This is a genomic window from Polaromonas sp. P1_E11, assembly GCF_056405995.1.
Genome location: NZ_JBFUBA010000006.1, coordinates 97,761 through 124,089, shown reverse-complemented (window position 1 = coordinate 124,089; position 26,329 = coordinate 97,761). Strand labels below are relative to the sequence as shown.

The following is a 26,329-nucleotide window of genomic DNA, read 5'->3' as shown; positions in this document are numbered from 1 at the left end:
ATTCGATTCAAAGCATGATGTCCCATCTCCCGACCTTGCCCGCGTTGCTTGAGCACGCGCGCAACCCGCCGCCGCGCAAAGGCATTTCACCGTTCCAGGTCGCTATTATTTTGATAGCTGGTTGCGCCCATGCAGCAAGCATGGCATGGCCTTTTGACTTTGGTTTTGCACAGGGCCAGCCGCTTTGGTGGCTGCAGCTGCTGGCGATTTTCCTGTTTGCCGCGCAACTTGACAGCTGCCGCTCCTGGAAGCGCGCTGCCTGGATGGGTGGCCTCTTCGGCACGGCGATGTTGTGCAGCACCTTCTGGTGGCTGTTCATTTCCATGCACTACTACGGCGGGCTGGCCGCGCCACTGACCGTGCTGGCCATTGTGCTGCTTGCCGCCTTCCTGTCGCTTTACTACGCAGCGGCCAGCGCATTTTTCGTGAAGCTGGCGCCCAGGCGCAGGCTGCCACGCGCCACGGTGTTTGCAGCCCTCTGGCTGCTGGCAGAGCTGGCCCGGGTCGAATTCTTTACCGGCTTTCCCTGGGGAGAGGGCGGCTATGCCCACGTCGACGGCTGGGCCAGGCCGCTGGCCGCGTGGGTGGGTGTGCATGGGCTGACTTTCCTGGCTGCGCTGGTTGCCGCCTGGCTGGCGATGACCCTGCGCGCATCCCATGTGCAATGGCTGAACGTGACCGGCATTCTGGTTGTCTGCATAGTGGCGGGTTATCTGCCGGTGCAAAGCGCCTGGCCTGGCGATGCCCCGGTCCAGCCCGCCGAGCCGCTGGGTGTCTCGCTGCTGCAGGGGAACATTCCCCAGAACGAAAAATTCCAGCCCGGCACAGGCGTGGCCACGGCGCTGCGCTGGTACGGCCAGCAGTTGCGCGATGCGAAAGCGCCGCTGGTGGTGGCGCCTGAAACCGCCATCCCCGTGCTGCCCCAGCAATTGCCGGAAGGCTATTGGCAAGCGCTGCAGGCAAGGTTTGCCGCCGGCAACCAGGCGGCATTGATCGGCCTGCCGATTGGCAGCTCCCAGGCCGGGTACGCCAACTCCGTGCTGGGCTTCAAGCCCGGGCAAGCAGAGCCATACCGTTTCGACAAGCATCACCTGGTGCCGTTCGGCGAGTTCATACCGCCAGGTTTCAGGTGGTTCATCGACATGATGCACATCCCGTTGGGCGACTTCAACCGCGGCGCGGTCGGGCAGGCCTCCTTCGAATGGAAAGGCCAGCGGCTGGCGCCCAACATCTGCTACGAAGACCTTTTTGGCGAAGAGCTCGGTGCGCGCTTCATCGATCCTGCGCTCGCCCCGACGATTTTTGTCAATGTCAGCAACATCGCCTGGTTCGGCAACACCGTGGCGATTGACCAGCACCTGCAAATTTCGCGCATGCGCGCGCTGGAATTCAGCCGGCCGATGATCCGCGCCACCAACACCGGTGCCACGGTCATCATCGACCATCAGGGCAAGGTCACGCATTCGCTGGAACGCCACACGCGCGGCGTGCTGAACGGCGACGTTCAGGGCCGCAACGGCATCACGCCGTATGCCCAGTGGGTGTCCCGCTACGGCCTCTGGCCGCTGTGGGGCTTCGGGCTGGGCGTGGCCGGTCTGGCGCTGGCGTTCCGCCGCCGTCGGTAGACTGCCCCACCCCGTCGGACGCTCACTGCGTGTAGCGCCTTCCCCCTTCCAGGGGCGGCGCCTGCGGCTTGGCAAAGCCAGTTCCGCGGAGAAATAGTTTCACCCCTGTCCAGGCTCACTTCGTGTAGCCCGTTCCCCCCTCAAGGGGGCGGTGCCAGCGGCCCGGCAAAGCCGGTTCCGCGGCGCCTGCTGGCTCGGAGGTGCTGTGCTCAGTGCGTTGCAGCCATGACGCCGTGCAGTAGCTCCGGCAGCATTTCTAACATCCGAATCGCATCCTGACCAGGTGGTGTGCTGCTCGCAAAATACATCTGGAGTGGCGCCTGGGCAAAGTCATGCAGCGGCACCGCGGTCAATGATTGCGGGTCCAGGTTGCTGGCCGTCAGGAAGTCCACCACCGTCCAGCCCATGCCGCGCTTGACCAGCTCCAGCGCCAGCCGCGAGGTGTGCACCTGCAATCCCTCGGGGGCGGTCAGGCCCAGGTGGCGCGCCAGGTCGTCGATCGACTGGCACATCGGGTCTTCCCCCACCAGCCGTATCAGCGGCATGCTGGCCAGGAAGGACATCGGGTTCTGGCGCCTGGCCTTCACGGCTCGTTGCCAGATGTCGCGTGTGACGGCCAGGTAGAGCGGGCCGCTCACCAGCGTCGAACTGGTCAACAACGGGTGTGGGTGTTCATAAAAACCAAGGGCAAAGTCCACGCTGCGAGTCAACAGGGCCTGCACCATCTGGTCCTGGTGCAGCGTGCGGACTTCGATGCGAACGCGCGGGTAGCGCGCCATGTGCCTTTCCAGCACCAGCGGCAAAAACTCGTGGCTGACGGACGGAATGGCCGCAAGCCGTACCTGGCCGCCGGCCGACTGCCGCAGGTTGACGGCAATGCGCTTGAGCCCGTCCAGCTTCTGGTGGATTTGCGAAGACTCTTCAAACAGCACGCGCGCTTCGGGCGTGGGGGCCAGCGTGCCCTTGCCGCGGGTAAAAAGCTTGTAACCCAGTTGCAGTTCCGTGTGCGCAATCGTCTTGCTGACGGCCGAGGGCGTGATGCAGATCAGCCGCGCCGCGGCGCTCATGTTGCCGGTCTGCATCACCGCCTGGAAGACTTCAAGTTGCCTGAGGTTCATGTCGCTGCGGGTATGTCGCTGCCGGGTCGCCGGAGGTGCATGGGGCCATGCTGCTGAGGGGTGTGAGTTTTATTCATACCCCTCGTTACATTATGCATCGCTGAGTCATGCCAGCGTCGCTACGATGAGCCACCTTTGGCCGCAAGGCGGGGGAAATCGCCGCAAAGGCGGGTGAAACCGTTTGTTTTGCTCGCTGTGCGCAAAAAATCAGACAAATTCCATTTCCTTGGAGACATACATGCAAATAACCTCAACATTTCGTCACATGGGCGCTGCGCTTGGCCTGGTGGCGTTTACCACGCTCGGCGCGCCCGCGCTGGCGCAAACCGCCGCAAAACCCAATGTCGTGATCCTGGCCACCGGCGGCACCATTGCCGGCGCCGGCGCCTCAGCACTGAACAGCGCGACTTATGCCGCCGCCAAGGTGCCGGTCGACAAGTTGCTGGCCGGCCTGCCCGAGCTGGCCAACGTGGCCAACGTCAAGGGCGAGCAGGTCTCGCAAATTGCTTCCGAAAGTTTCACCAACGACAACCTGATGAAATTGGGCAAGCGCATCTCGGCGCTGGTCAAGCAGTCCGACGTGGACGGCATCGTGGTCACCCACGGCACCGACACCCTGGAAGAAACCGCCTACTTCCTGAACCTCGTGATCCGCACCAGCAAGCCCATCGTGGTGGTCGGCTCCATGCGGCCCGGTACGGCGCTGTCGGCCGATGGCGCGCTGAATCTTTTTAACGCCGTGAGCGTGGCTGCCAGCAAGGACGCCGCCGGCAAAGGCGTGCTGGTCACCATGAACGACGAATTGCAGAGCGGCCGCGATGTCACCAAAACCATCAACATCAAGACCGAGGCCTTCAAGAGCCAGTGGGGCCCGCTGGGCATGGTGGTGGAAGGCCAGAATTACTGGTTCCGCGCGCCCGTGAAGCGTCACACCGCGCAGTCCGAATTCAACATTGATGATTTCGAAGCGCTGGCGCCGGTCGATATCGTCTATGGCTACGGCAACGTGCCGCGCTCCGCGGTGGACTCCGTCGGCAAGACTGGCATCAAGGCCCTGATCCACGGCGGCACCGGCAACGGCTCCGTGGCCGACCGTGTGGTTCCTGCGCTGCAGGAAGTTCGCGCCAAAGGCATCCAGGTCGTGCGCTCCTCGCGTGTGCCCGAAGGCTTTGTGCTGCGCAACGCCGAGCAGCCTGACGACAAGTACGACTGGGTGGTCGCGCATGACCTGAACCCGCAAAAGGCGCGCATCCTGGCCGCTGTCGCCTTGACCAAGAACATTGACAGCAAGGAACTGCAGCGCATCTTCTGGCAGTACTGAGTTTTTGCGTAATCAGAAGCAGGGCGATGCCGGCAGCGGCATCGCCCTTTTTCGTTTTCGCGGCGTACGCGGGAAGTGCTTACAGCTGGCTCATGCCGCCGTCGACGATCAGCTCGGTACCGACGATGAAAGCCGCATCAGGCGATGACAAATACACCACGGCGCTGGCCACTTCGTCGGGCGTGCCGAAGCGTTTCAGCGGCACTTGCGCCTGGATGCCGGCGGCCAGCGCATCAAGCTGGTCTGCAGGCACGCCAAGCTTGCCGTACAGCGGCGTCGTGACCGGGCCGGGGCTCACCACATTGACGCGGATGCCACGCGCCACCAGTTCACCCGACAGCGTTTTTGCCAGCGAAATCAACGCGGCCTTGCTGGCTGCATACACGCTGGAGTTGGGCATGCCGATGTGGGCGTTGATCGAGCCGTTCAGGATGATGGCGGCGCCAGTGTTCAGCAGCGGCGACAGTGCCTGGATGGCGAAGAACGCGCCTTTCACGTTGACATTGAAGGTCTCGTCCCAGAGCGCTTCGTCCACGCTTTCGAGCGGGGCGAACTTGGCCAGGCCTGCGTTGATAAAAACCGCGTCCAGCGTAATCCCTTCGGCCGTCAGTGCGGAGGCCAGCGCCTTGGAAGCGCCCGCCGCTCCGGCATCGTTGCGCAGGGCGATAGCGCCTTCGCCCAGTTGGGCTTTGGCTTTGTCCAGTGACGCTTGATCGCGGCCGGTGATCACAACGCGGGCACCTTGCCCGGCGAATTGCAATGCGGTGGCCAGGCCGATGCCGCTGTTGCCGCCCGTGACGAGCACGGTCTTGTTGGCAAAACGGGGTGTGGGGGAGGAGCTTTGCGTGGTCATGTCAGTTTCCTTGTGTCGTGTGGTGAAGGGATTCAGTGGTTTAGGGTTTCGGTGGGTCTTGTTGCCTGCCGATGAGTCCAATGTACGGTTCATCTTCTATTGGAAGAAGGCTTGAAAAGTGATTTAATCATTCATCTTTTATGAATGATGGGGGCTGAAATGGACAGGCTGCGTGCGTTTGAGGTGTTTGCCAGCGTGGTGGGCCGCGGCAGTTTCACGCGTGCGGCCGATGCGCTCGACACCTCGCCGGCCAACGTCACCCGCTACATCAATGAGCTGGAAGCCCACCTCGGCACGCGCCTGCTCAACCGCAGCTCGCGCAAGCTTTCGCTCACCGAAAGCGGCGAAGCGCTGTATGAGCGCAGCAAGTCTATTCTTGAAGAGGTTGCCGATGCGGAGGCGCTGGCCTCGTCGGCCACCCTGCAACCGCGCGGGCGCCTGCGCATCAACGCGCCTGTGAGCTTTGGCATCCGGCACCTCGCGCCGCTGTGGCCGCGCTTCATGCAACGCTATCCGGAGGTGGAGCTCGACATTGCCCTCAGCGACCGCGTGGTGGACATCGTGGAAGAAGGCTACGACCTCGCCATACGCGTTTCGCGCGCGGGGCCGGCCACCCATGCGGCGCGCAAGCTGGCGACTTCCTGCAACATCCTCTGCGCCGCGCCGGCCTACCTGAAAAAGCACGGCTGGCCGGCTGTGCCCGCCGACCTCGCGGGCCACCGCTGCCTGGGCTACACCTATGCCGCCACTGCCAACGAATGGCATTTCATCGACGACGAGGGGCGCCCACATGTGGTCAAGGTCAACTACATCATGCACGCCAACAACGGCGATACCGCCCGCGAAGCGGCCGTGGCCGGGCTGGGCATCATCTGGCAGCCGGCCTTTCTGGTCGGGGAGGACCTGCGCGAAGGCCGGCTGGTGCCGCTGCTGCCGGGCTACCGCATGCCTGAAATCGACGTGCTGGCGGTCTACCCCAGCCGCCGGCACCTGAGCGCCAAGGTCCGTGTGATGGTGGATTTTCTGGTCGAGGCCTTCAAGACCGGGCCCGGCTGGTATGTGCCGCCCACCCAGATGCCGCCAGTGATGCCGACCGGTAAGGCGCACACAAAGGCGCCCGCGCGCCGCCGCGTAAAATGACCGGCTTGGCGGCCGCCACCTGAGGCGCCGCTCCCCGGGCCTGCAATCGATGTGCCCCGCGTTTGGCAACACTCCACTCTTATGCTTACTTTCCAGCAAATTATTTTGAAGCTGCAGTCCTATTGGGCTGACCAGGGTTGCGCGCTGCTGCAGCCCTACGACATGGAAGTCGGCGCAGGTACTTCGCACACCGCGACGTTTCTGCGCGCGCTGGGCCCCGAGCCCTGGAAAGCCGCCTATGTGCAGCCCAGCCGCCGCCCCAAGGACGGCCGCTACGGCGAGAACCCCAACCGCCTGCAGCACTACTACCAGTACCAGGTCGTGCTCAAGCCGGCGCCCGCCAACATTCTCGAGCTCTACCTCGGTTCGCTGGAAGCGCTGGGCTTTGACCTGAAGAAAAACGACATCCGCTTTGTGGAAGACGATTGGGAAAACCCGACGCTGGGCGCCTGGGGCCTGGGCTGGGAAGTCTGGCTCAACGGCATGGAAGTCACGCAGTTCACCTACTTCCAGCAGGTCGGCGGCATCGACTGCAAGCCCGCCACCGGCGAAATCACCTACGGCCTGGAACGCCTGGCCATGTATTTGCAAGGCGTGGACAACGTCTACAACCTGACCTGGACCGAAGGGCCTGATGGCTCAAAGCTCAGCTACGGCGACGTCTACAAACAAAACGAAGTCGAGCAGTCCACCTACAACTTCGAGCACAGCGACGCCGACTTCCTGTTTACCGCTTTCACGGCGCATGAGAAGCAGGCCAAACACCTGATCGACGTGCAGCTGGCCTTGCCTGCCTATGAGCAGGTGCTCAAGGCTGCCCACAGCTTCAATCTGCTGGACGCGCGCGGCGCCATCAGCGTGACCGAGCGCGCCGCCTATATCGGCCGCATCCGCAACCTGGCCCGCGCCGTGGCGCAAAGCTATTACGAAAGCCGAGAGCGCCTGGGCTTCCCGATGGCGCCGCGTGAATGGGTTGAGCAGATGGCGAAGAAAGCGGCGTAATGATTCTGGAAATCGCCCAGTTGCAGGTCAAACCCGGCGAAGCGTCCGCTTTCGAGGCGGCTTTTGCCCAGGCGCAGGCCATCATCGCGTCAATGGGCGGCTACCAGGGCCACGAGTTGCAGCGCTGCCTGGAAAACGACCACCACTACATGCTGCTGGTGCGCTGGAACACCCTGGAAGACCACACCGTGGGATTCCGCCAGTCAGAGCCCTACCAGGCGTGGCGCAAGCTGCTCCACCATTTTTACGATCCGTTTCCCACGGTGTTGCATTACGCCGATGCCACACCAAAACGGTGAGCTGATCTTCGATGCCCACCATCTTTTCCCATATTGCCGTTCCCATTGCAGCCGCAGTGGCGCTGGGCAGCAAGCGGATACCGCCCTCCATGTTGCTGGCGGGCATGGTTGCGGCCATCCTTCCCGACTTTGACGGTATCGCTTTCAAGCTCGGCATTCATTACGGCGGTATCTGGGGCCATCGCGGCTTTACCCATACCCTGGGTTTTGCGCTCGTGGTGGGCCTCATCGGCTGGTGGCTGGCGCGGCACTGGAAACTTCCGCCGTGGCAAGGCTATGCGTGGATCGCGCTTTGCGTGTTCTCGCATCCCTTGCTGGACACCCTCACCAATGGCGGCGTGGCTATTCCCCTCTATTGGCCGTTTTCCGACCAGCGGTTTTTCAGCCCCTGGCGGCCCGTCGAGGTGTCGCCGGTCTCCTTTTCCCGGTTCTTCACGCAACGCGGCGCCGACGTGTTGCTCAATGAGATCCAAACCATCTGGCTGCCGCTCATGGCCGCAGCCCTGACTATTTTTGCGCTCCGGCATTCCCGAAAAAAACAATGAACGGTTCGCGAAATCTTCTTGTTGAACTGTTTGTTGGGGGGGCGCTGCTCAAGGCCGCTCACAGCTGCAACTTGCTGCTCGCGCGTGGCGCCATCGGTGTGACGGGCCATGCGCCCTGCATTGGCCGCATCCGCAACCTGGCGCAAAGTGGTTACTTCGCGCCGCGTCGATGGGTAGAACAGATGCCGACGAAGGCCGCCTGACCCATGAAGTCAATACTGTTGACAAGCGCAACGCTGGCGGGGCTTGCCATGCTCGGGGCTGCCGTGCCTTCGGCTGCACAGCCGCAGGTGCAATCTCCGGTGCAACTCGACGCCAAGCCCAATCGGCAGGCGCAGTACGAAGTGGCTCTGGGACACATGCGCACCGGGAAGGCTCAAGCATGCCGGGGCGACCTGGCGTTGTTGCGTTATCCGTATGAGGCGGGTTACCGGCACGCACGGAATGCCGCAGGAATCAATGCAGAAGAAGCGCCAGCGGATGCGCGGCGAAAGGATTTGCTGCAAGCCATCGTCAAGCTCCCTGTGAGGCTGGTTCGGCCCGGTGGCGCTCGTGATGCGGCGCCCGATGAGGCCGGCGCCGCGACAGCCCGGCAGGCGGCGCGGGCATCTTTTACTTCTGCGGTTGCGATCCTCGAAAAGCTGCTCGCTGGCGATCCCGGGCAGGCCGCGTGGCAGCGTGATCTGGCGATGTCGTATTCGCGCCTGGCTGAAGTGTCAGGTGTGTGGGCCACAAGCCGCGATCTGCACCAAAAAGCCGTCGATCTGCAAAAAAGCCTTGTCGCGAAAGATCACGCCAGCAGTGCGTGGCGGCATGACCTTGCGGAGCTATACCGGGGTCTGGGCTCCGCGCAGTTCGGCATGGGTGGAGAAAAGCCGGCACGCGCCGCCAAAATCGCCGAACTCGACCTGCGAGAAAAGCTGGCCGAGGAGGCACCCTCCAACGCAGCACTGCAGCATGAACTTGCGCTGAACTACGACCGATTGGGCGAGATGTTCCACATCGTCGTCAACGTCAGCCAGGCGCGCGACGCGTACCAGGCTGGCTTTGAAATCCACAAGAAGCTGGTGCAACGTGACCCCGCCAACCTCGTGTGGCAACGCGATCTGGCGCACAACCGCGCCAGCGCTGGTGTGTTTGAAAGCAACAAGGGTAAAAGCGACGTTGGCGCCCAGTTGCTGCGGGAGGCCTTGCGGTTGCGTACGGCCATAGTGGAGCGTGATCCCGCCAGTATCGACGCCCAGATGGATCTGCGCAGCAGCTACCTGCAGATCGCCGACGATCACCTCAACGCCGGGCGAACTGACGCCGCCGTGGCGGTTTATGGTGACGCACTCCAACACATGCAACGCCTGGCGGTGGCACATCCCACCGACCCCGGCTGGCTGTATTACCAGCTAGAGTTCCAGTTTCGCATCGGCGAGGCGATCCAGGACGAAATCCGGCCGCGATTAGGCACCCGCGTTGCGCCACCGCCCGAGCAGGTCGCGCGCGTAACCGCGCAGACCGAGAAAATTGATCAGTCGATGCTTGCGACCGCGCGTGCGCTGGTTGGCATGAGCGCTACCTCCGAAACCACCCGAATCTACGAAACCGCGCAGGCACCCCGCCTGTGCACAATCTCACTATGACAACCCAAAGCCTGCTTGTTGAACTGTTTGTTGAAGAGCTGCCCCCGAAGGCGCTGAATAAGCTGGGCGATGCCTTTTCCGGCGTGCTGTTCGAGCAGCTCAAAGCCCAGGGCCTGACGACAGCTGATTCGGTGCTCACCGCCTTCGCCTCGCCGCGCCGCCTGGCCGCGCATGTCACTGGGGTTGCGGCCCAGGCGGCCGACAAGGCTGTTTCGCAAAAACTCATGCCGGTGACGGTGGGGCTGGATGCTTCGGGCAATGCCACACCCGCGCTGCTAAAGAAGCTGCAGGCGCTGGGCGCCGATGCGTCGGCCGTGGCTGGCCTCAAGCGTGCGCCCGACGGCAAGGCAGAGGCGCTGTTTTATGACAGCAACGTCAAGGGCGCGACTTTGACCGAAGGCCTGCAAAAGGCGCTGCTCGAAGCCATTGCCAAATTGCCCATCCCCAAGGTCATGACCTACCAGCTGGCCGATGGCTGGAGCGATGTGAAATTCGTCCGCCCGGCGCACGGCCTGGTCGCGCTGCATGGCAGCTCGGTGGTCGCTATCGAGGCTTTGGGCCTGAAGGCCGGCAACATCACACACGGCCACCGCTTTGAAGCGGCGGTCGACCCAGTGATGCTGAAGGATGCCGATAGCTACGCCGCTACCCTGCAAAAAGACGGCGCGGTGATCGCCAGTTTTGCCGCGCGCAAAGCCGAAATCATCAAGCAGCTTGCTGCAGCCGCAGCCAAAGTGGGCGGCGGCGCCAGGGCGATTGAAGACGACGCCCTGCTCGACGAGGTGACCGCGCTGGTCGAGCGCCCCAATGTGCTGGTTTGCGAATTCGAAAAAGAATTCCTCGGCGTGCCGCAGGAATGCCTGATCCTCACGATGAAGGCCAACCAGAAGTACTTCCCGCTGCTGGACGCGTCGGGCAAGCTCACCAACAAGTTTCTGGTCGTCAGCAATATCAGCCCAACAGATGCCAGCGCCGTGATCGGTGGCAACGAGCGCGTGGTGCGCCCGCGCCTGGCGGATGCCAAGTTTTTCTTTGACCAGGACCGCAAAAAGACGCTGGCTTCGCGCGTCGAAGGCCTGGGCAAGGTGGTGTATCACAACAAGCTGGGCACGCAGGGCGAACGCACGCAGCGCGTACGCGCCATCGCCGAGGCCATTGCCAATCGTTTGAATGCCAATGTCGCCGATGTGCAGCGTGCCGCCGAACTGGCCAAGACTGACCTGGTGACCGACATGGTGGGCGAGTTCCCTGAACTGCAAGGCACCATGGGCCGCTACTACGCACTCAACGACGGCCTCAGTGCCGACGTGGCCGACGCGATTGAAGACCACTACAAGCCGCGCTTTGCCGGCGATGAACTGCCGCGCAACACCGTCGGCGTCATCGTCGCGCTGGCCGACAAGCTGGAAACGCTGGTCGGCATGTTCGGCATCGGCAACCTGCCGACCGGCGACAAGGACCCGTTCGCGCTGCGCCGCCATGCGCTGGGCGTGATTCGCATGCTGGTCGAGAAAGACCTGCCTTTGGGCCTGCTGGAACTGGTGCAGGGCGCGCAACCGGTGTTCGGCGACAAAATTCAGGATGCCTCCGTGGCGTTGGTCGACTTTATCTACGACCGCCTCGCCGGTTCCCTGCGCGAGCAGGGCTACAGCGCGCAAGAGGTCGATGCCGTGCTGGCCCTCAAACCCCAGCGCCTGGGCGATGTGGCCAAGCGTCTGGCGGCCGTGCGGGCCTTTGCCGCACTGCCCGAGGCACCGGCTCTCGCCGCAGCCAACAAGCGCGTCGGCAACATCCTGAAGAAGGCTGAAGGCACGGTCGAAGCTGCCGTCAAACCTGAGCTGCTGCAGGAAGCCGCCGAGAAATCCCTCGCTGATGCATTGAAGACCGTGGGGCCCAAAGCCGAAGCCACTTTCGCCGCTGGCGACTACGCGGCCTCGCTGCAGGCATTGGCCGCGCTCAAGGCGCCGGTCGATGCCTTCTTCGACGGCGTGATGGTCAATGCCGAAGACCCGGCGCTGCGTGCCAACCGTCTCGGTTTGCTCGCGACCCTTCATCAGGCCATGAACCGGGTGGCTGACCTCTCCAAACTGGCAACATGAGCCCCCACGCTCCGCACTTCGTGTCGTCGCTGCCCCCAGAGGGGGCTGGCCGGCCTTGGGGCGGCCCGGCGGCCGGCCGATCTTTTTTGGTAAGGTAAAACACCATGAAACTCGTCATCCTCGACCGCGACGGCACCATCAACAGCGACAGCGACGACTTCGTCAAGGCGCCGGACGAGTGGTTGCCGCTGCCGGGTTCGCTGGAGGCCATTGCGCGCCTGAACCATGCCGGCTGGCACGTCGTGATCGCGTCCAACCAGTCGGGCCTGGGGCGTGGCCTCTTTGACGTGGCGGCGCTCAACGCCATGCACGCCAAGATGCACAAGCTGCTGGCCGCTGTCGGCGGGCGCATCGATGCGGTGTTTTACTGTCCGCATGCCCCTGAGGAAAGCTGCACCTGCCGCAAGCCGCTGCCCGGCCTTTTCGAGCAGATCGGTGCGCGTTTCGGCGTGCCGCTCAAGGGGGTACCCACCGCAGGGGATTCTTTGCGTGACCTGCAGGCCGGCGCGGCCGCCGGGTGCGAACCGCACCTGGTGCTGACGGGCAAGTCGGCGCGCTACCGCAGCGGCGGGCAGCCCGAGGGCCTGCCCGAAGGCACGCAGTTGCACACCGATTTATCGGCCTTTGCCGATTTCATCCTGGAACGCAGCGCCCGGCCGCTGCAAGTGGCCCTGTAAGTGGTGCTATAAAAATGCAAGCTGCTTGCGCCCGCCACATAAGGGCCGAAGCCTTAAAACACCGTGAAAATGCTGCACAGCAGCATCCACAACCTGCCTGATACCGGAAACTTTGACATGCGCCTGATTCGATCAATTCTTCACCTGCTGTGGATGGCCATCACGGTGATCCCCTGGGCGACCTTTGTGGTGATCGCCTCCCTGTTCGTCAGCAGCAACACCATGTACTGGATGTGCGCGGGCTGGCTGCGTGTGGCGGTCAGCGGCGGCACCTTCATCCTGGGCATCAAGAACCGGGTGACCGGCATGGAAAACCTGCCCACGGGCCAGACCAGCGCCGCTGTTCTGCTGCTCAAGCACCAGAGCACCTGGGAGACCCTGTGCATGCCCACGCTGATGCCGCACCCGCTGGCCTATGTGTTCAAGAAAGAGCTGCTCTACGTGCCGTTCTTCGGCTGGGCCATGGCGCGCATGGACATGATCCACATCGACCGCAGCCAGCGGTCGCAGGCTTTCAACAAGGTCGTCGTGCAGGGCAAGCGCTTGATGGCACAGGGCACATGGGTCATCATGTTCCCCGAAGGCACGCGCATTCCACGTGGCCAGAAGGGTACTTACAAATCCGGCGGCACGCGCCTGGCCATTGAAACCGGCGCTCCCGTGATCCCGATTGCCGTGACCTCGGCCAAATGCTGGCCGCGCAAGGCCTTCATCAAAACCCCGGGCATCGTTGACATCTCCATCGGCAAACCGATCGACAGCACCGGCCGGCAGCCCGACGAGTTGATGCGCGAGGTGGAAACCTGGATCGAAGCCGAAATGCGCCGGCTGGACCCTGAGGCCTATGCCGGCGAAGTGGTCGCCGCGCCCGCCACACCCGTCGCACCCAATACCTGAGCGGCCAGCCTGCCCATGCTGTCAAGCTAAACTGCCATGATGCAACGGCTTCTTCAGTTCACGCTCGACCTGTTTGATTCCGCGCCGGCGCCGCTTGCTGGCGTTCCCGGCGGCTCCAAAGCCAGAAAAAGCAGGCAAAAAACGCCTGTAACCCCCATAAATACTGCGCCACCAGCTATCGAAAACATAGCGAATGGTGAGTTCGTGGGGCCTCAACTCCCCGCCCAAACCTTGCAGCAGGCCCTGGCACCCGCCACGTTCCGCCATCCGCGCGCCACCCGTGAGACCGTGCTGGACGGCATTTTGGTGGCCTATGAGTTCCGCCGCAGCAAACGCAAGACCATTGGCTTTTCTGCCGGCGCCGACGGTCTCACAGTGAGCGCACCCAAATGGGTGCCGCTGTATGAAATCGACAAGGCCGTGCTGGAAAAATCCGGCTGGATCCTGGCCAAGCTGCAGGAAACCCGCGCCCGCCATGAGCGCCTCGAATCCGCACGCATTGACTGGAAGGACGGCACCACGCTGCCCTTCCTGGGGGACCAGGTCATTGTGGTGATCGATCCGCGGCATGCTTTCGGCGGTGTCGGCGCCGAACTCAAAACCGGCACCGCGGCCGCCGAAGTCTTGCTGCAGGGCAACGGCGATGCGGCCAATGGCACCTTGCCCGGTGTGGCGCAGCTCACGCTGCACGTGGGCCTGCCCCACCTTGCCACGCCCGAGCAGATCCGCGATGCCGTGCAGGCCTGGCTGATGCGCCAGGCCAAGCGGGTCTTTACCGAGCGGCTCAACCATTTCGCGCCGCACCTGGGCGTGCAGTGGCGCAAGCTCAGCCTTTCCAGCGCCGGCACCCGCTGGGGCAGCGCCAGCGCGGATGGGTCCATCCGGCTGAACTGGCGGTTGATCCATTTCAAGCAGTCGGTGATCGACTACGTGGTGGTTCATGAATTGAGCCATTTGCGTGTCATGGACCACAGCCCGCGCTTTTGGGACACCGTGCGCGCGGTGGTGCCCGACTACGCCGAGCTGCGCGGCCAGCTCAAGGACGAAGCAATTCCCCGCTGGTAGGCCGGCGCTGCTGCGTTTTGCACGCCTGTTGAGCGACGTCAAAGGGGGTACAAATCACAGTATTGCGGCGTTTCGTTACTTGGTAATATGAGAAAACACCAAAAAACCAGAAAACGACAGGGATTGACACCGTGCACCTGAAGTCCACATGAACGACAAACTCATACTTGTAGTTGAAGACAATCCGGACCACCTGGAACTGACCGTGCTGACGCTGGAGGAGCAGGGCGTCACAGCCGAGATTGCCGTCGCCCGGGACGGTGTGCAGGCACTGGATTTTCTGTTCGGCCAGGGTGCCCATGCGGGGCGCGACACGCAAAGGCAGCCGGCTTTCATCCTGCTCGACATGAAGCTGCCCAAGCTGTCCGGCCTGGATGTGCTGCGCAGTGTGCGGGCCAATCCCCTGACCGCGCTGGTGCCGGTGGTCATGCTGACGTCTTCCAGCGAACGGTCCGACATCGTGGCGTGTTACCAGAGCGGGGCCAACGGGTTTGTCCGCAAACCCGTCGATTTTGGGGGGCTGACTGAAAAGCTCAACCGCCTGCAGGCCTACTGGCTGGGTGTCAACGAATCCATCGCGGCGGGTTGACATCCCGTGACGCGCCGGTGGTCCAGACTCACCAGGTGCCGGCACCTGCGGCGCTGATGCCATGAAGCTTCAGATCACGCTGCGAACCCGCCTTGTCATGCTCGTGCTGGTGGCGATCGTGCCGATGTTTGGCCTGTCCATTTTCAAGGCCGTCTACAACGCCGACACCGCCGTCGAGCGTGCCCAAACCGACCTGCAATTCGCCGCATCGCTGGCCGCATCCAGCCAGCAGCGCCTGGCGGAATCGGCCCGGCAGATACTGACGGCGATTGTTCATGTGCCTGGCCTGCGGGACGGCAACGCCGACCGCTGCAACCGCTACCTTGTAGAGCTCAACAAGCTGTTTCCGCTTTACGCCAATTTCGGCATTGTGGGAACGGACGGCTATGCGCTGTGCAACGGGCAGGAAGGCGTGCGGCTCGGTTACCTGGGCGACCGGGCCTATTTCCGCAATGCCGTCGAGCAGCGCAGCTTTGTGGTGGGTGAATACATTGTGGGACGTGCCACGGGCCGGCCTTCCATCACATTTGCATTGCCCCTGCTGGACAAGGACGGGCGCGTTGACATCGTGGCTTTTGCGTCGGTTGACCTGGCCGAGATGGCGAAATCCACCATCGACCTCCAGTTGCCGCCCGGCGGCGCGCTGGGCATACATGACCGCGGCGGCGTGCTGCTGGCGGGCAAGCCCGACCTCCCCATCCGGATCGGGCAGGTGGCCAGGAGCCCCGTGCTGAAGGCGGCCGTGCAGCAGATGCGTACCGGAACCAGCGATGGGCCGGACGGCACCGGGCAGCGCCGACTGTGGGCTTTCATGCCCAGCAGCCCCGACGTACACGCCGCTTTTTTTGTGGCGGTCAGCCTGGACCGCGAACTGGTCGTGGGCGCCAGCCGGGAACAGCTGTGGCTGGAACTGGTGGTGTTGTCGCTGGTGGCATTTGTGGGCGGCGGCATCGCCTGGGTCATTGGCGGGCGTGCCATCGTGGAGCCCACCCGAAACATTCTTGAGGCCATCCGGCAGCTCCAGAACGGCCGGCTGGATGTCCGGATACCGCCAGGGCGGTCTGACGACTTCGGGGAGTTTGCGAGGATATCCACGGGCTTTAACCGCATGGCCGAGTCGCTTGAGCAACACCGGAGTGTCCTGGAGGCCGAACTGGCAAACAGCGAAGCCATCCAGCAGAAACTGCGGGACGCCCAGCGCCTGGGCCGCATCGGCTATTGGCAGCTGGACACCGGCACCGATGAAAGCTGGTGGTCCGATGAGGTTTACGAGGTGCTCGGCGTTGACCGCACGACCTTCGACAGGAGCCATGGCCGATTCATGCAGCTGGTCCATCCCGCGGACCGCCAGGCCTTCAAGGAACGGCGCGATCTGTCTGTTCGGACCAACCAGCCGCTGGACATTGAATTCCGCGTCGTCACGTCCGCTGGCGAAATTCGATGGGTCCACCTGTTTGGCCGCGCTGACGAAGCGCAGCCCGGGGACACCGGGCAGGAGGGGCACGGCGCGGGCCGCGGCCCGTCGGGGCGCCGCCGCTCCGGCGTGATCCAGGAAATTACCGACCGCAAGCGCGCGGAACTGGTGGTGGCCCGCAGCACGGAGCTGCTGAACCGCACCGGTGCGCTGGGGAAAGTCGGCGGATGGGAGGTCGTTGTCGACACCATGACGCCTTACTGGTCCGAAGAGATTTACCGCATCCATGAACTTGATCCGGCGGTCGGTCTCGGGGCTGAAGAGGCGCTCGATTTTTACGCACCTGAAGCGCGGCGCACCATCCGTTCCGTCGCCCAGGCCGCCCTGCAGCAGGGCACCCCGTGGGACCTGGAACTGCCGCTTATCACGGCAAAAGGCCGCCGGATTTGGGTGCGTACCCAGGGCCGCGCACTGCAGCAGGACGGCAAGGTCGTGAGCCTGGTCGGCGTGCTGCAGGACATCACGGAACAGCACGAAGCACAGGCGCAACTGCGCCTTCTGGAAACCGCCGTATCCCGGCTCAACGACATTGTGCTCATCACCGAGGCCGCACCCATCGATGGAGCCGGCCCGCGCATCATCTTTGTCAACGACGCTTTTGAGCGCCGTACGGGTTACACGCGCGAAGAGGTGCTGGGAAAAACGCCGCGCCTCATGCAGGGCCCCAAAACGCAGCGGGACGAACTCGACCGCATCAAGGCCGCACTGGAAAAATGGCAGCCTGTACGCGCCGAGCTGATCAATTACACCAAGAGCGGTGAGGAAGTCTGGCTGGAGCTCGACATTGTTCCGATCACCGACACCAAAGGCCGCTACACCCACTGGGTCGCGGTGCAGCGCGACATCACCCAGCGCAAGCTGGCGGAGCAGGCACTGGTAGAAAGCGAGCACCGCTACTCTGCCCTGTTTGAAATGGCGCCGATCCCGATGTGGGTTTTTGACGCCGAGACCTATCGCTTCCTCACGGTCAACGAAGCCGCCGTCAAGAGTTACGGCTATACGATGGAAGAGTTTCTGTCGATGACGATCTACGACATTCGCAGCGAAACGGAAGCTCAAAACCTCCGGGCCCAGCACGACGCCTCGCCTTTGATCGTCAGGGAGCGCTGGGAGCATCGCCGCAAGGACGGGTCGTTTTTCACCGCCCGCCCTTTTTCAACCTCGGTACGGTATGCCGGCCGGCCGGCGCGTTTTGTCCTGGCGCTGGATATCTCGGCCCAGGTCAAGGTCGAAAATGAGGTCCAGGAACACCTGTACACCCTGCAGCGCGCCGCTGACGCTGCCCAGGCCATCACCTGGCACCAGACGCTTGAAAGCACCATGCACGAGGCGGCCGAACAGGCCCGGGGAGTGATAGGCGCGCACCAGGCGATCGTCAGCCTCACCGTGAACAGCGACTGGGGGCAGGCCATCAACGCCCTGTCGCTTTCCGAAAAATATGCGAAATACCGGGACTTGATCGAGCCGCCCGACGGCACCGGCATTTACGCCCTGGTCTGCCAGACCAACCGGTCCATGCGGATGACACAGGCCGAGCTGGAGGCGCATCCGCGCTGGCGCGGCTTCGGCAGTTACGCCGACAAGCATCCGGCCATGCGCGGCTGGCTGGCGGTGCCGCTGACGGGCCGCGACGGCAAAAACATCGGGCTGCTCCAGCTGTCCGACAAATACGAGGGCGAGTTCACGCAGGAAGACGAATATGTGGCGCTCGAACTGGCCCAGCTCGCGTCCATCGCCATCCAGAACTCCCGCCTGATCGAGGAGGTCAGCCAGCTCAACACCGGACTGGAGCAGAAAGTGGCGGACCGCACGCTGGCGCTGGAACGCCAGCAGGCCCTCTTCAGGGCGCTGGCCGAACAGGCGCCCCAGGTGGTGTGGACCAGCGACCCGGACGGCGCGGCCACCTACTTCAATCGCGCCTGGTTTGACCTGGCGGGCGGCAAGATGGAGGACTGGACCGGCACGCAGTGGTTTACGGCCATTCATCCGGACGACCTCCCCGATATCAGGGCCCGCTGGCAGGTCGCCCGGGAGACGCGGTCGCAATACTCGGGCATACGCCGCGTGCTGGCCAGGGACGGCGTGCACACCATGTCCTACCGCGCATCGCCCGTGCTGGACGAACGCGGTGAAGTGGCCTTTTGGGTGGGCATTGACGCGGACATCACCGAGATCAAGGCCATTGAAGCCGCCCTGCGCCTGTCCAACCAGGAACTCGAGGCATTTTCATACTCTGTGTCGCACGACCTCCGCTCGCCGCTGAACACCGTGGACGGCTTCAGCCGCCTGCTGGGCAAACACCTGGGGGCCGATGCCGGCGAGAGGGTGACGCACTACCTGGCACGTATCCAGGCCGGCGTGGCGCAGATGGGGCAACTGATTGAAGACCTGCTGTCGCTGGCGCAGGTGTCGCGCACGCCACTGAACAACAAGGTGGTGGACCTGTCGGAGCTGGCCCGCATCATCCTGGACGAATGGCGGGTGCGCGACCCCGAGCGCAAGGTTGTGGTGAACATCGAAAAAGGCCTGAAGGCGCACGGCGACAGCCGGCTGGTCCGGGTGGTGATGGAAAACCTCATCGGCAACGCCTGGAAGTTCAGTGCCCAGCAACCCCTTAGCGAAATCACCGTAGGCTGCCAGCTTGATGCAGCGGGGCTACCGGAGTTTTTCGTCAGGGACAACGGTGCCGGCTTTGACATGGCTTATGCCGACAAGCTCTTCAAACCGTTTCAGCGCCTGCATGCTGTCGCGGAGTTTCCGGGCACGGGCATCGGGCTGGCCACTGTCAGCCGCGTGATCAAGCGGCATGGCGGCAGGTTGTGGGCCGAGGCGTCGCCCGGCAAGGGGGCAACGTTCTTCTTCACCCTGCCCACCGCACCGTTGTCCGCGTGACGCCTGGCAGTGCCAATTAGCGTTAGTTGATGCTCACTATCATTTTCTGCGAAGCGATTGAGTCGAATTGATTAAAATGCCCAAAATGAAACACTTCATCCCCCGTTCGGTCTGCCATGGCGCGTGAACCCAAGTCCTTCGAGGCCGCGATCACGGCTGCGGATTTCTCCAGCGAGGATTACTGCGGCACCAGCTATGCAGCCAAGCTTCTGGGGCTCTCCGTTGCGACGGTGCAGTCCCTGGTTGAAAAAGGGGAAATCGAGGCGTGGAAGACGCTGGGTGGGCACCGCCGCATTGCGCTGCAGTCCATCAACGCCTACCTGGCCAAAAACAGCCCACAGCTGTCCCGTGTCGACACCGACCCCAAAAGCCGCCTGCGGGTGCTGATGGTGGAAGACGACGAAGACACCCGCGAGCTGTACCGCTGCCAGTTTGAAGACTGGGACCTGCCGGTTGACTGCACCTGGATGCCATCTGCCCTGGAGGCCATGATGGATATCGCCAGCATGCGGCCCGACCTGCTGATCACCGACCTTTCCATGCCCGGCGTGGACGGCATTGAGATGCTCAAGACACTCAAACGCAACGTGCAACTGGCTGACATGCAGATCGTTGTCATCAGCGGCTTGCCCCCCGACGCCATTGCGGCACGCGGAGGCTTGCCCCAGCACGCCCACCTGCTGAAAAAACCCGTCAACTTTGAATGGCTGCACGGCTACCTCACCGCCTTGGTGACGGCTAACCGGAAGTGGAGGGCTTGAGCCCCCACGCTGGATGTGGCCCCCACGGTCGCTCACTGCGTGTAGCTTCCTGCCCCCCCGAGGGGGCCGCTGCGCCTGCGGCCCGGCAAAGCCGGTTCCGCGGCCCCGGCTGGTAAAGAGCGGGCCCCACAGCCATCCATTGCAATCTTATGTGCCTAATCGGGCTGCGGACCAATCCTGGCGAGCGCGAGCAGCTACTAAAAACATAGCGTCCGTCTTGGCCCTGCTTACGGACTAGCGCTAAATCTATAAATCCCGTCACTGTTCAGCTGGCGCGCGAGCTTGCCGCCAAACCACAGCGCATGCAGGTGGGCCACCGCTTCGCCCATGGCGAAGGTGGTCTGGTGCAGGTCCAGCTTGCGGGGGAACATGATGGGCAGGATGTCCGCCGCGCTGCACGGCGCGGCGGTGCAGGCCTGCATGACCTCGGCCAGGCGGTCGCGGTGGTGGTCGTGCAACTGGCCTATGCGCGTGTGCAGGCCGCGAAAGGGTTTGCCGTGCGAGGGCAGCACCAGCGTGTCTTCGGGCAGCGGCAGGAATTTGTCGATGGACTCGAGAAACAGCGTGAGCGCGTTCGATTCCGGCTCCATGTCGTAAACGCTGACATTGGTTGAAATGCGCGGCAGCACCATGTCGCCGCTGATGAGGGTTCCCAGCGCTTCGCAGTGCAGCGCGATGTGTTCGGGGGCATGGCCGTAGCCGCTGATGCAGTGCCAGTCGCTTCCACCGATTCGCACCGTCATGCCGTCCATGATGCGGACGTAGCTGGCCGGCACGGCCGGCACCATGCCGGGGTAGTAGCTGGCCCGGCCGCGTATTTTTTCGACGGATTCCGGGTCGACCAGCCCGTGCGCGGCAAAAAAGCGCGCGGCGCTCTCGCCGCCGAAGCCGGTGGTGCTTTGCGAGCCAATGCGGGCTGACAGGTAGTCGGTCGCGCTGATCCATAAACGACAAACATGTTTTTCCGTTGTCCAGCGCTCGCAGAGCCAGTGCGCCAGCCCGATATGGTCTGGGTGCATGTGCGTCACGATGACGCGCAGCACCGACAGGCCCTCAAGCTGGGTGGCAAAAACCGCTTCCCACTGCGCTTTCGACTCTTCCCGGCTGATGCAGCAGTCCACGATGGTCCAGCCCTGGATCTTCGTGCCCGCCCGGTCCGGGTCGTCTACCTCGTCGCGCAGCAGCCACAGGTTGATGTGGTTCAGCGCAAAAGGCAGGGCCATGCGTATCCACTTGACGCCCGGCGCCACCTCCATGGTCATGCCCAACTCGGGCAGGGTGTCTCCAAAGGGGTAATCCAGTTGCTGCTCAAGGAGGTTCATGTCATCATTCGCGGTATATTTGACGTTTACGTAAACGTCATACACAACCATTGTAGGGACCGCGCCTGTTTCGCGCTGTCGCCCGCGTTTGCTAGAGACCCATCATGGCCACCACCTACACCATCAGCGACCTGGCAAAAGAGTTTGACCTGACGACGCGCGCCATGCGTTTTTACGAAGACATGGGCTTGCTGCAGCCCCAGCGCGAAGGCGCGGGCGGGCGCAACCGCGTGTACACCGCGCGCGACCGCACCCGGCTCAAGCTTACCCTGCGCGCCAAGCGTTTGGGCCTGTCGCTGACCGAGGCCAAGGACATCATCGACATGTACGACAGCCCGCGCGACACCGGGCCGCAGCTGCGCAAGTTCCTCGCCATCCTGGCGCAGCACCGCGCACAGCTGGAGGAGCAGATGACCGAACTGCAGGGCAACCTCGAAGAGGTGAAAACGCACGAGCGCGAGGCCAAGGCGCTGCTGGCGAAACTTGAGAAAGCGAAGCAGGCGGCGTAGCGGTGACCTGCTTTGCGACTAGCCCCATGACGATCGATTCCCTGCGCCGCGCGGCCCTGGTCCTGTTCGCGGTGGGCCTGCCCGCCCTCGCGGCGGCCCAACAGGGATGCACCGGTTCATTCCGCAACCCCCAGCAGCGATTTCCGTTCAATGAAGCGCGGGCGGCCGGTGTGCCGGCGGTGTTCGGCCATGGCCTGCCATTGGAGAATGTGACGTATCGCGTTGCCGGGGATCCGCAAACCCATTCGCTCGAGGAGTACCTGGCCCGTTTCTGCACGACGGGGCTTCTCGTCCTGCATGAGGACCGGATCGTCTATGAGCGATACCTGCAGGGAACCGGCGCCCAGGACGCGCTGCTCTCGGCTTCCATGTCGAAGACGATCCTGTCGCTGCTCGTCGGCGTGGCGATCGCGGAAGGCAAGCTGGCGCTGGACACCACCGTCAGGCAGGTTTTGCCCGACTTCGGAGCCAGCGCATTTGCCGACGACACGGTCGAGGATCTGCTGCGGATGGCCACCTCGGCCAAACTTCATGCCGCCTACGAGGCGGGCGCGATATCGGACAACCGCGCGACCGACCCCACCGTCTCGCCGCGCCAGAGCATGCGGCGCTACCTGCAGGAGAAGACGGAGCGATCCCCCGCGGGCAAGACCTTCAGCTACAACGGCGCGGTGACCGCGTTGCTCGGCCTCATGCTGAGCGAACGTACCGGCATGAGCAACACCGCGTATCTGGAGGAGAGGATATGGTCGCGCCTCGGGGCCGAGGGCAGCGGCTTCTGGATCAAGAATTTCCACGGTGAGGAGGGCGTTCAAGGCCAGTTCGCCGCGCGCCTGCGCGACTACGGCAGGCTGGGGACGCTGGTGCTGAACCGGGGGCAGGCGGCAGGCGGGCAGCTCGTGCCCGCGGCCTGGATCGACGAGATGGTTGTGCTGCGGCCCGACAAGCCGCAGCCCAAAGGGGCTCCGTTCTATGGGCTGCACGTCTGGATTCCACAGGCGGCTGACGGCCGGTCGTTCTTCTGGGGCGTCGGCGGCCAGAATATCTTTGTCGATCCCGTCGCCCGCATGGTGATTGTCCATACGGGCAATTCACGGGAAGCGCAATTTGCCGGCGATGCGCATCTCTTTCCCCTTCGTGACGCGATCGCACGGACGCTCAGGTCGCGCGCGAAGCTTTCACCGCCCTTGGACAGTGCTTCCGCCAGCAGGCATAATTGACGTTTACGTAAACGTCAACTAAAACAAGAGCCGCCTTTTATCCGTTCAAAGGGTCTTCCATGGATGCAACCACCGCACCATCCGCACTGTTTCGCCGCATTGAAACCAGCTTTTTGCGTCAGGGCCTGATGCAGCACTTGGGCGCGCGCCTGCTGCGCGTGGAGCCCGGCCTTTGCGAGGTGGTCTTGCCCTATTCGGAGCGCGTGACGCAGCAGCAGGGCAGCTTTCACGGCGGCGCGATGGGGGCGCTGGCCGATATCGCCGGCGGCTACGCCGCGCTGACCATGGCTGCGGAAGATTCCGAGGTCACCACGGTCGAATACAAGATCAACTTCATGGCCGGTTTCAGGGACGGCGAGCTGCGCGCCCTGGGCCGCGTCGTCAAGTCCGGCAAGCGCATCATCGTCACGACCGCTGAAGTCACGCACGTCGGCGCAGCGGGCAAGGAAAGCGCCTGCGCGCTGATGCAGCAGACGCTGGTGCCCGTGCCCAAGACCTACTAATCCAATCCCGTCATACGACTTCAGAAAGCCCACCATGACCAACATGCCCGGACTCAACTTCATGCTCGGTGAAGACATCGACGCCCTGCGCGACGCTGTGTGCGAATTCGCGCAGGCCGAAATCGCCCCGCGCGCCGCCGAGATCGACCGCAACGACCAGTTCCCGATGGACCTGTGGCAAAAAATGGGCTCGCTCGGCGTGCTCGGCATCACCGTGGGTGAGGAATACGGCGGCGCCAACATGGGCTACCTGGCCCACATGATCGCCATGGAAGAAATCAGCCGTGCCAGCGCCTCGGTGGGGCTGTCCTACGGCGCGCACAGCAACCTCTGCGTCAACCAGATCAAGCGCAACGGCACCGATGAGCAGCGCAAAAAATATTTGCCCAAGCTCATCACGGGCGAGCACGTGGGTGCGCTGGCCATGAGCGAACCCGGCGCCGGCAGCGACGTCATCAGCATGAAGCTCAAGGCCGAAGACAAGGGCGGCTACTACCTGCTCAACGGCAGCAAGATGTGGATCACCAACGGCCCCGACGCCGACACCCTGGTGGTCTATGCCAAGACCGAACCCGAGCTCGGCGCACGCGGCGTCACCGCCTTCCTGATCGAAAAAGGCATGAAGGGTTTTTCGGTTGCGCAAAAGCTCGACAAGCTCGGCATGCGCGGCAGTCACACCGGCGAGCTCGTCTTCAACAACGTCGAAGTGTCGGCCAGCCAGATTCTCGGCGGCCTCAACAGCGGCGCGAAAGTGCTGATGAGCGGGCTCGACTACGAACGCGCCGTGCTCACCGGCGGCCCGCTCGGCATCATGCAGTCCGTCATGGACAACGTCGTGCCCTACATCCATGACCGTAAGCAGTTCGGCCAGAGCATCGGTGAGTTCCAGCTGATCCAGGGCAAGGTCGCCGACATGTATACCGTGCTGCAGGCTGGCCGCTCGTTTGCCTACACCGTGGCCAAAAACCTCGACATGCTCGGCACCGACCATGTGCGCCAGGTCCGCAAGGACTGCGCCTCCGTCATCCTCTGGTGCGCCGAAAAAGCCACCTGGATGGCCGGCGAGGGCGTGCAGATCTACGGCGGCAACGGCTACATCAATGAATACCCGCTGGGCCGCCTCTGGCGCGACGCCAAGCTTTATGAAATCGGTGCCGGCACCAGCGAAATCCGCCGCATGCTGATTGGGCGCGAATTGTTCGCCGAGACCATGTAAGGCCGCTACCCATGCCAGTGATACATCAGACGGCGAGATGGCTCCTTGTGCTTGTGCTTGCCGCGCTTCTCGGCGCGTGCGAAAAAGATGAGCCCCCGCCCTACGCGGCAGTACCGCAAGCCGACGCGACGTTCGAATGCGGCGTCCCCGAATCTCTGCGCGGAAAGGCCGTGAACGTCTTTCTTGATGCCTCAAGGGTGGGGGAGGTCTCCGAGGAAGCTGTGCTCGCCCTGAAGGGCCGGTTTGCGGCGTACGCCGTCGGACTCACCTTGCGGGACGGCACCACCGTCAGCATCGACCTTGACGAGCCCCTGGGTTTTACCGCCAAGGGCCTGGCGCATCACACGGGATGTGAGCAGTTCAAGTGGGCAAGCATGGGAAACCTCACGCTGTTTGAATACGCCCATGGCGCCGGAAATCCTTATCCCGCCCAGCAGTTGATGTATTCGCACGGCGCAACGCCTGACTTCAAGAACCTGCGCCCACTCCTTGCGGGAGGCAAGGGCGTATTCTATGAACGCGAAGGAGACCGCTGCCTGACCGGACTGGTCCAGGGTGACGGTGAAGTGGACAGGTGGTGCTACCAGAGCGGCAAGCTGCACCAGACCCGGAAGATGCTGACCGCGTCGCTCGCTGACGGCAAATACCGGTTTGTCTGTGATTTTTCCGGAGAAGGCCCTTTGCTGGTCGATGCGTCCATCGTGAAAGCCGGGCCGAACCCCACACCCTCCGACCCGTTCAGCGACAAAGAGCTCGCCACCCTGACGGACAAATGCCTGGCCGAAAAAGCACTGTTGAAGGCCAGGGCGATCGATGAAACATGACTTTCTGCCGCTTGCCGGACGGCATCCCCGTGGGCAGGTGAAAATACGCCTATGACCACTTCGCTCCAAGACCTCTTCGCCCATAACCGCGCCTGGGCCGCGCAGATGGAAGCCGAGCGCCCAGGCTTCTTCACCAGCCTTGTCAAGCAGCAGACGCCCAGGTATATGTGGATAGGCTGCTCTGACAGCCGCGTGCCCGCCAACCAGATCACCGGCCTGGAGCCCGGCGAGGTGTTCGTTCACCGCAACGTCGCCAACATCGTCGTGCACTCCGACCTCAACGCGCTCTCGGCCATCCAGTTCGCCGTCGAGCGGCTCAAGGTCAAGGACATCATGGTGGTCGGCCACTACGGCTGCTCGGGCGTGCAGGCCGCGCTCGAAGGCGCGCGCATCGGCCTGGCCGACAACTGGCTCCGCCACATCCAGGATGTGCGCCACCGCCACCGCCAGCTCCTCGACAGCCTGCCCGAGGAGGTGCGCGCCAAAGCCCTGTGCGATATCAATGTCATCGAGCAGGTGGTCAATGTTTCCGTCAGCACCGTCATGGTTGATGCCTGGGCGCGCGGCCAGGAGGTCACTGTGCACGGCTGGGCCTTCGGTGTGCATGACGGCCTGCTGCAGGACCTGCAGATGAGCGTATCGGCGCCCGACGAGCTCGACAAGTTCTACGGCAAGGCCATCGACCGTGTGTGGGACACCTGGAACGCGCGCGTCGGCGGCGGTGAACAGCAGCAGCTTGTCTGAACG

Annotated in this window: 24 protein-coding genes; 21 read left to right on the top strand and 3 right to left on the bottom strand. The window is 63.3% G+C overall.

Going from position 1 to position 26,329, the window contains the following annotated elements; genetic code table 11:
* Window positions 1–14: 14 nt before the first annotated feature.
* Entirely contained in the window at window positions 15–1,625 is a 1,611-nt protein-coding gene (gene lnt / locus AC1D11_RS19125) for an apolipoprotein N-acyltransferase (protein ID WP_477649321.1), read from the top strand.
* Window positions 1,626–1,834: 209 nt separating this feature from the next.
* Here the strand turns inward: lnt and AC1D11_RS19120 are convergent, their stop codons facing one another.
* Entirely contained in the window at window positions 1,835–2,743 is a 909-nt protein-coding gene (locus AC1D11_RS19120; RefSeq protein ID WP_477649322.1) for a LysR family transcriptional regulator, read from the bottom strand.
* 265 nt (window positions 2,744–3,008) lie between these two features.
* Here AC1D11_RS19120 and AC1D11_RS19115 point away from each other — a divergent pair, with 265 nt between their 5' ends.
* Window positions 3,009–4,064 carry an asparaginase gene (locus AC1D11_RS19115; RefSeq protein WP_477649340.1) on the top strand — a complete coding sequence of 352 codons (1,056 nt, stop codon included), beginning with the start codon at window positions 3,009–3,011 and terminating at the stop codon, window positions 4,062–4,064.
* A 79-nt stretch (window positions 4,065–4,143) separates the two neighbouring features.
* Here the strand turns inward: AC1D11_RS19115 and AC1D11_RS19110 are convergent, their stop codons facing one another.
* On the bottom strand, window positions 4,144–4,917 hold the full coding sequence (locus tag AC1D11_RS19110; protein WP_477649323.1) for an SDR family oxidoreductase: 774 nt from the start codon (window positions 4,915–4,917) through the stop codon (window positions 4,144–4,146).
* A gap of 159 nt (window positions 4,918–5,076) precedes the next feature.
* On the opposite strand from AC1D11_RS19110, the gene AC1D11_RS19105 reads away from it, so the two are divergent.
* The 13 genes from AC1D11_RS19105 to AC1D11_RS19045 all read left to right on the top strand — a co-directional run bounded on the left by AC1D11_RS19105 (window position 5,077) and on the right by AC1D11_RS19045 (window position 19,988).
* Window positions 5,077–6,057 carry a LysR family transcriptional regulator gene (locus tag AC1D11_RS19105; protein ID WP_477649324.1) on the top strand — a complete coding sequence of 327 codons (981 nt, stop codon included), beginning with the start codon at window positions 5,077–5,079 and terminating at the stop codon, window positions 6,055–6,057.
* An 81-nt stretch (window positions 6,058–6,138) separates the two neighbouring features.
* Complete coding sequence (glyQ, locus tag AC1D11_RS19100) at window positions 6,139–7,059, top strand: glycine--tRNA ligase subunit alpha (protein WP_348049382.1); 921 nt, start codon at window positions 6,139–6,141, stop codon at window positions 7,057–7,059.
* Window positions 7,059–7,358 (top strand): antibiotic biosynthesis monooxygenase family protein, encoded by a 300-nt coding sequence (locus tag AC1D11_RS19095; protein ID WP_477649325.1) that lies wholly within the window; start codon window positions 7,059–7,061, stop codon window positions 7,356–7,358. Before glyQ ends, AC1D11_RS19095 begins: the two co-directional genes overlap by 1 nt.
* Window positions 7,359–7,369: 11 nt before the next feature.
* Entirely contained in the window at window positions 7,370–7,903 is a 534-nt protein-coding gene (locus tag AC1D11_RS19090; protein ID WP_477651340.1) for a metal-dependent hydrolase, read from the top strand.
* Window positions 7,900–8,106 carry a hypothetical protein gene (locus AC1D11_RS19085; RefSeq protein WP_477649327.1) on the top strand — a complete coding sequence of 69 codons (207 nt, stop codon included), beginning with the start codon at window positions 7,900–7,902 and terminating at the stop codon, window positions 8,104–8,106. Before AC1D11_RS19090 ends, AC1D11_RS19085 begins: the two co-directional genes overlap by 4 nt.
* Before the next feature lie 3 nt (window positions 8,107–8,109).
* Window positions 8,110–9,534: a tetratricopeptide repeat protein gene (locus AC1D11_RS19080; RefSeq protein WP_477649328.1), complete on the top strand. Its 1,425-nt coding sequence runs from the start codon at window positions 8,110–8,112 to the stop codon at window positions 9,532–9,534.
* The gene (glyS, locus tag AC1D11_RS19075) at window positions 9,531–11,633 is read left to right on the top strand and encodes a glycine--tRNA ligase subunit beta (RefSeq protein WP_477649329.1); all 2,103 of its coding nucleotides are present in this window, start codon (window positions 9,531–9,533) and stop codon (window positions 11,631–11,633) included. The genes AC1D11_RS19080 and glyS overlap by 4 nt, the downstream gene beginning before the upstream one ends.
* Window positions 11,634–11,737: 104 nt before the next feature.
* The gene (gene gmhB, locus AC1D11_RS19070; RefSeq protein WP_477649330.1) at window positions 11,738–12,310 is read left to right on the top strand and encodes a D-glycero-beta-D-manno-heptose 1,7-bisphosphate 7-phosphatase; all 573 of its coding nucleotides are present in this window, start codon (window positions 11,738–11,740) and stop codon (window positions 12,308–12,310) included.
* A gap of 117 nt (window positions 12,311–12,427) precedes the next feature.
* Entirely contained in the window at window positions 12,428–13,207 is a 780-nt protein-coding gene (locus tag AC1D11_RS19065) for a lysophospholipid acyltransferase family protein (RefSeq protein WP_477649341.1), read from the top strand.
* Between the two features lie 36 nt (window positions 13,208–13,243).
* The gene (locus AC1D11_RS19060; protein WP_477649331.1) at window positions 13,244–14,272 is read left to right on the top strand and encodes a M48 family metallopeptidase; all 1,029 of its coding nucleotides are present in this window, start codon (window positions 13,244–13,246) and stop codon (window positions 14,270–14,272) included.
* A gap of 148 nt (window positions 14,273–14,420) precedes the next feature.
* Complete coding sequence (locus AC1D11_RS19055; protein WP_348049366.1) at window positions 14,421–14,861, top strand: response regulator; 441 nt, start codon at window positions 14,421–14,423, stop codon at window positions 14,859–14,861.
* Window positions 14,862–14,922: 61 nt separating this feature from the next.
* Window positions 14,923–19,227 carry a PAS domain S-box protein gene (locus AC1D11_RS19050; RefSeq protein WP_477649332.1) on the top strand — a complete coding sequence of 1,435 codons (4,305 nt, stop codon included), beginning with the start codon at window positions 14,923–14,925 and terminating at the stop codon, window positions 19,225–19,227.
* Window positions 19,228–19,343: 116 nt separating this feature from the next.
* Window positions 19,344–19,988 carry a response regulator gene (locus AC1D11_RS19045; RefSeq protein WP_477649333.1) on the top strand — a complete coding sequence of 215 codons (645 nt, stop codon included), beginning with the start codon at window positions 19,344–19,346 and terminating at the stop codon, window positions 19,986–19,988.
* A gap of 227 nt (window positions 19,989–20,215) precedes the next feature.
* Here the strand turns inward: AC1D11_RS19045 and AC1D11_RS19040 are convergent, their stop codons facing one another.
* Window positions 20,216–21,310, bottom strand: coding sequence for an MBL fold metallo-hydrolase (locus AC1D11_RS19040; protein ID WP_477649334.1), 1,095 nt, complete (start codon window positions 21,308–21,310; stop codon window positions 20,216–20,218).
* A gap of 104 nt (window positions 21,311–21,414) precedes the next feature.
* Between AC1D11_RS19040 and AC1D11_RS19035 the strand changes: the two genes are divergently transcribed.
* From AC1D11_RS19035 to can, 6 genes are all read left to right on the top strand, one after another.
* Complete coding sequence (locus AC1D11_RS19035) at window positions 21,415–21,819, top strand: MerR family transcriptional regulator (protein WP_457282826.1); 405 nt, start codon at window positions 21,415–21,417, stop codon at window positions 21,817–21,819.
* A gap of 26 nt (window positions 21,820–21,845) precedes the next feature.
* Window positions 21,846–23,039 carry a serine hydrolase domain-containing protein gene (locus AC1D11_RS19030; RefSeq protein ID WP_477649336.1) on the top strand — a complete coding sequence of 398 codons (1,194 nt, stop codon included), beginning with the start codon at window positions 21,846–21,848 and terminating at the stop codon, window positions 23,037–23,039.
* Window positions 23,040–23,098: 59 nt separating this feature from the next.
* Window positions 23,099–23,542, top strand: a complete 444-nt coding sequence (locus tag AC1D11_RS19025; protein WP_477649337.1) for a PaaI family thioesterase — start codon at window positions 23,099–23,101, stop codon at window positions 23,540–23,542.
* 34 nt (window positions 23,543–23,576) lie between these two features.
* Window positions 23,577–24,758, top strand: a complete 1,182-nt coding sequence (locus AC1D11_RS19020; RefSeq protein WP_477651339.1) for an isovaleryl-CoA dehydrogenase — start codon at window positions 23,577–23,579, stop codon at window positions 24,756–24,758.
* 170 nt (window positions 24,759–24,928) lie between these two features.
* Entirely contained in the window at window positions 24,929–25,582 is a 654-nt protein-coding gene (locus AC1D11_RS19015) for a hypothetical protein (protein ID WP_477649770.1), read from the top strand.
* Between the two features lie 51 nt (window positions 25,583–25,633).
* Complete coding sequence (can, locus tag AC1D11_RS19010) at window positions 25,634–26,326, top strand: carbonate dehydratase (protein WP_477649771.1); 693 nt, start codon at window positions 25,634–25,636, stop codon at window positions 26,324–26,326.
* The last annotated feature ends 3 nt before the right edge of the window (window positions 26,327–26,329 follow it).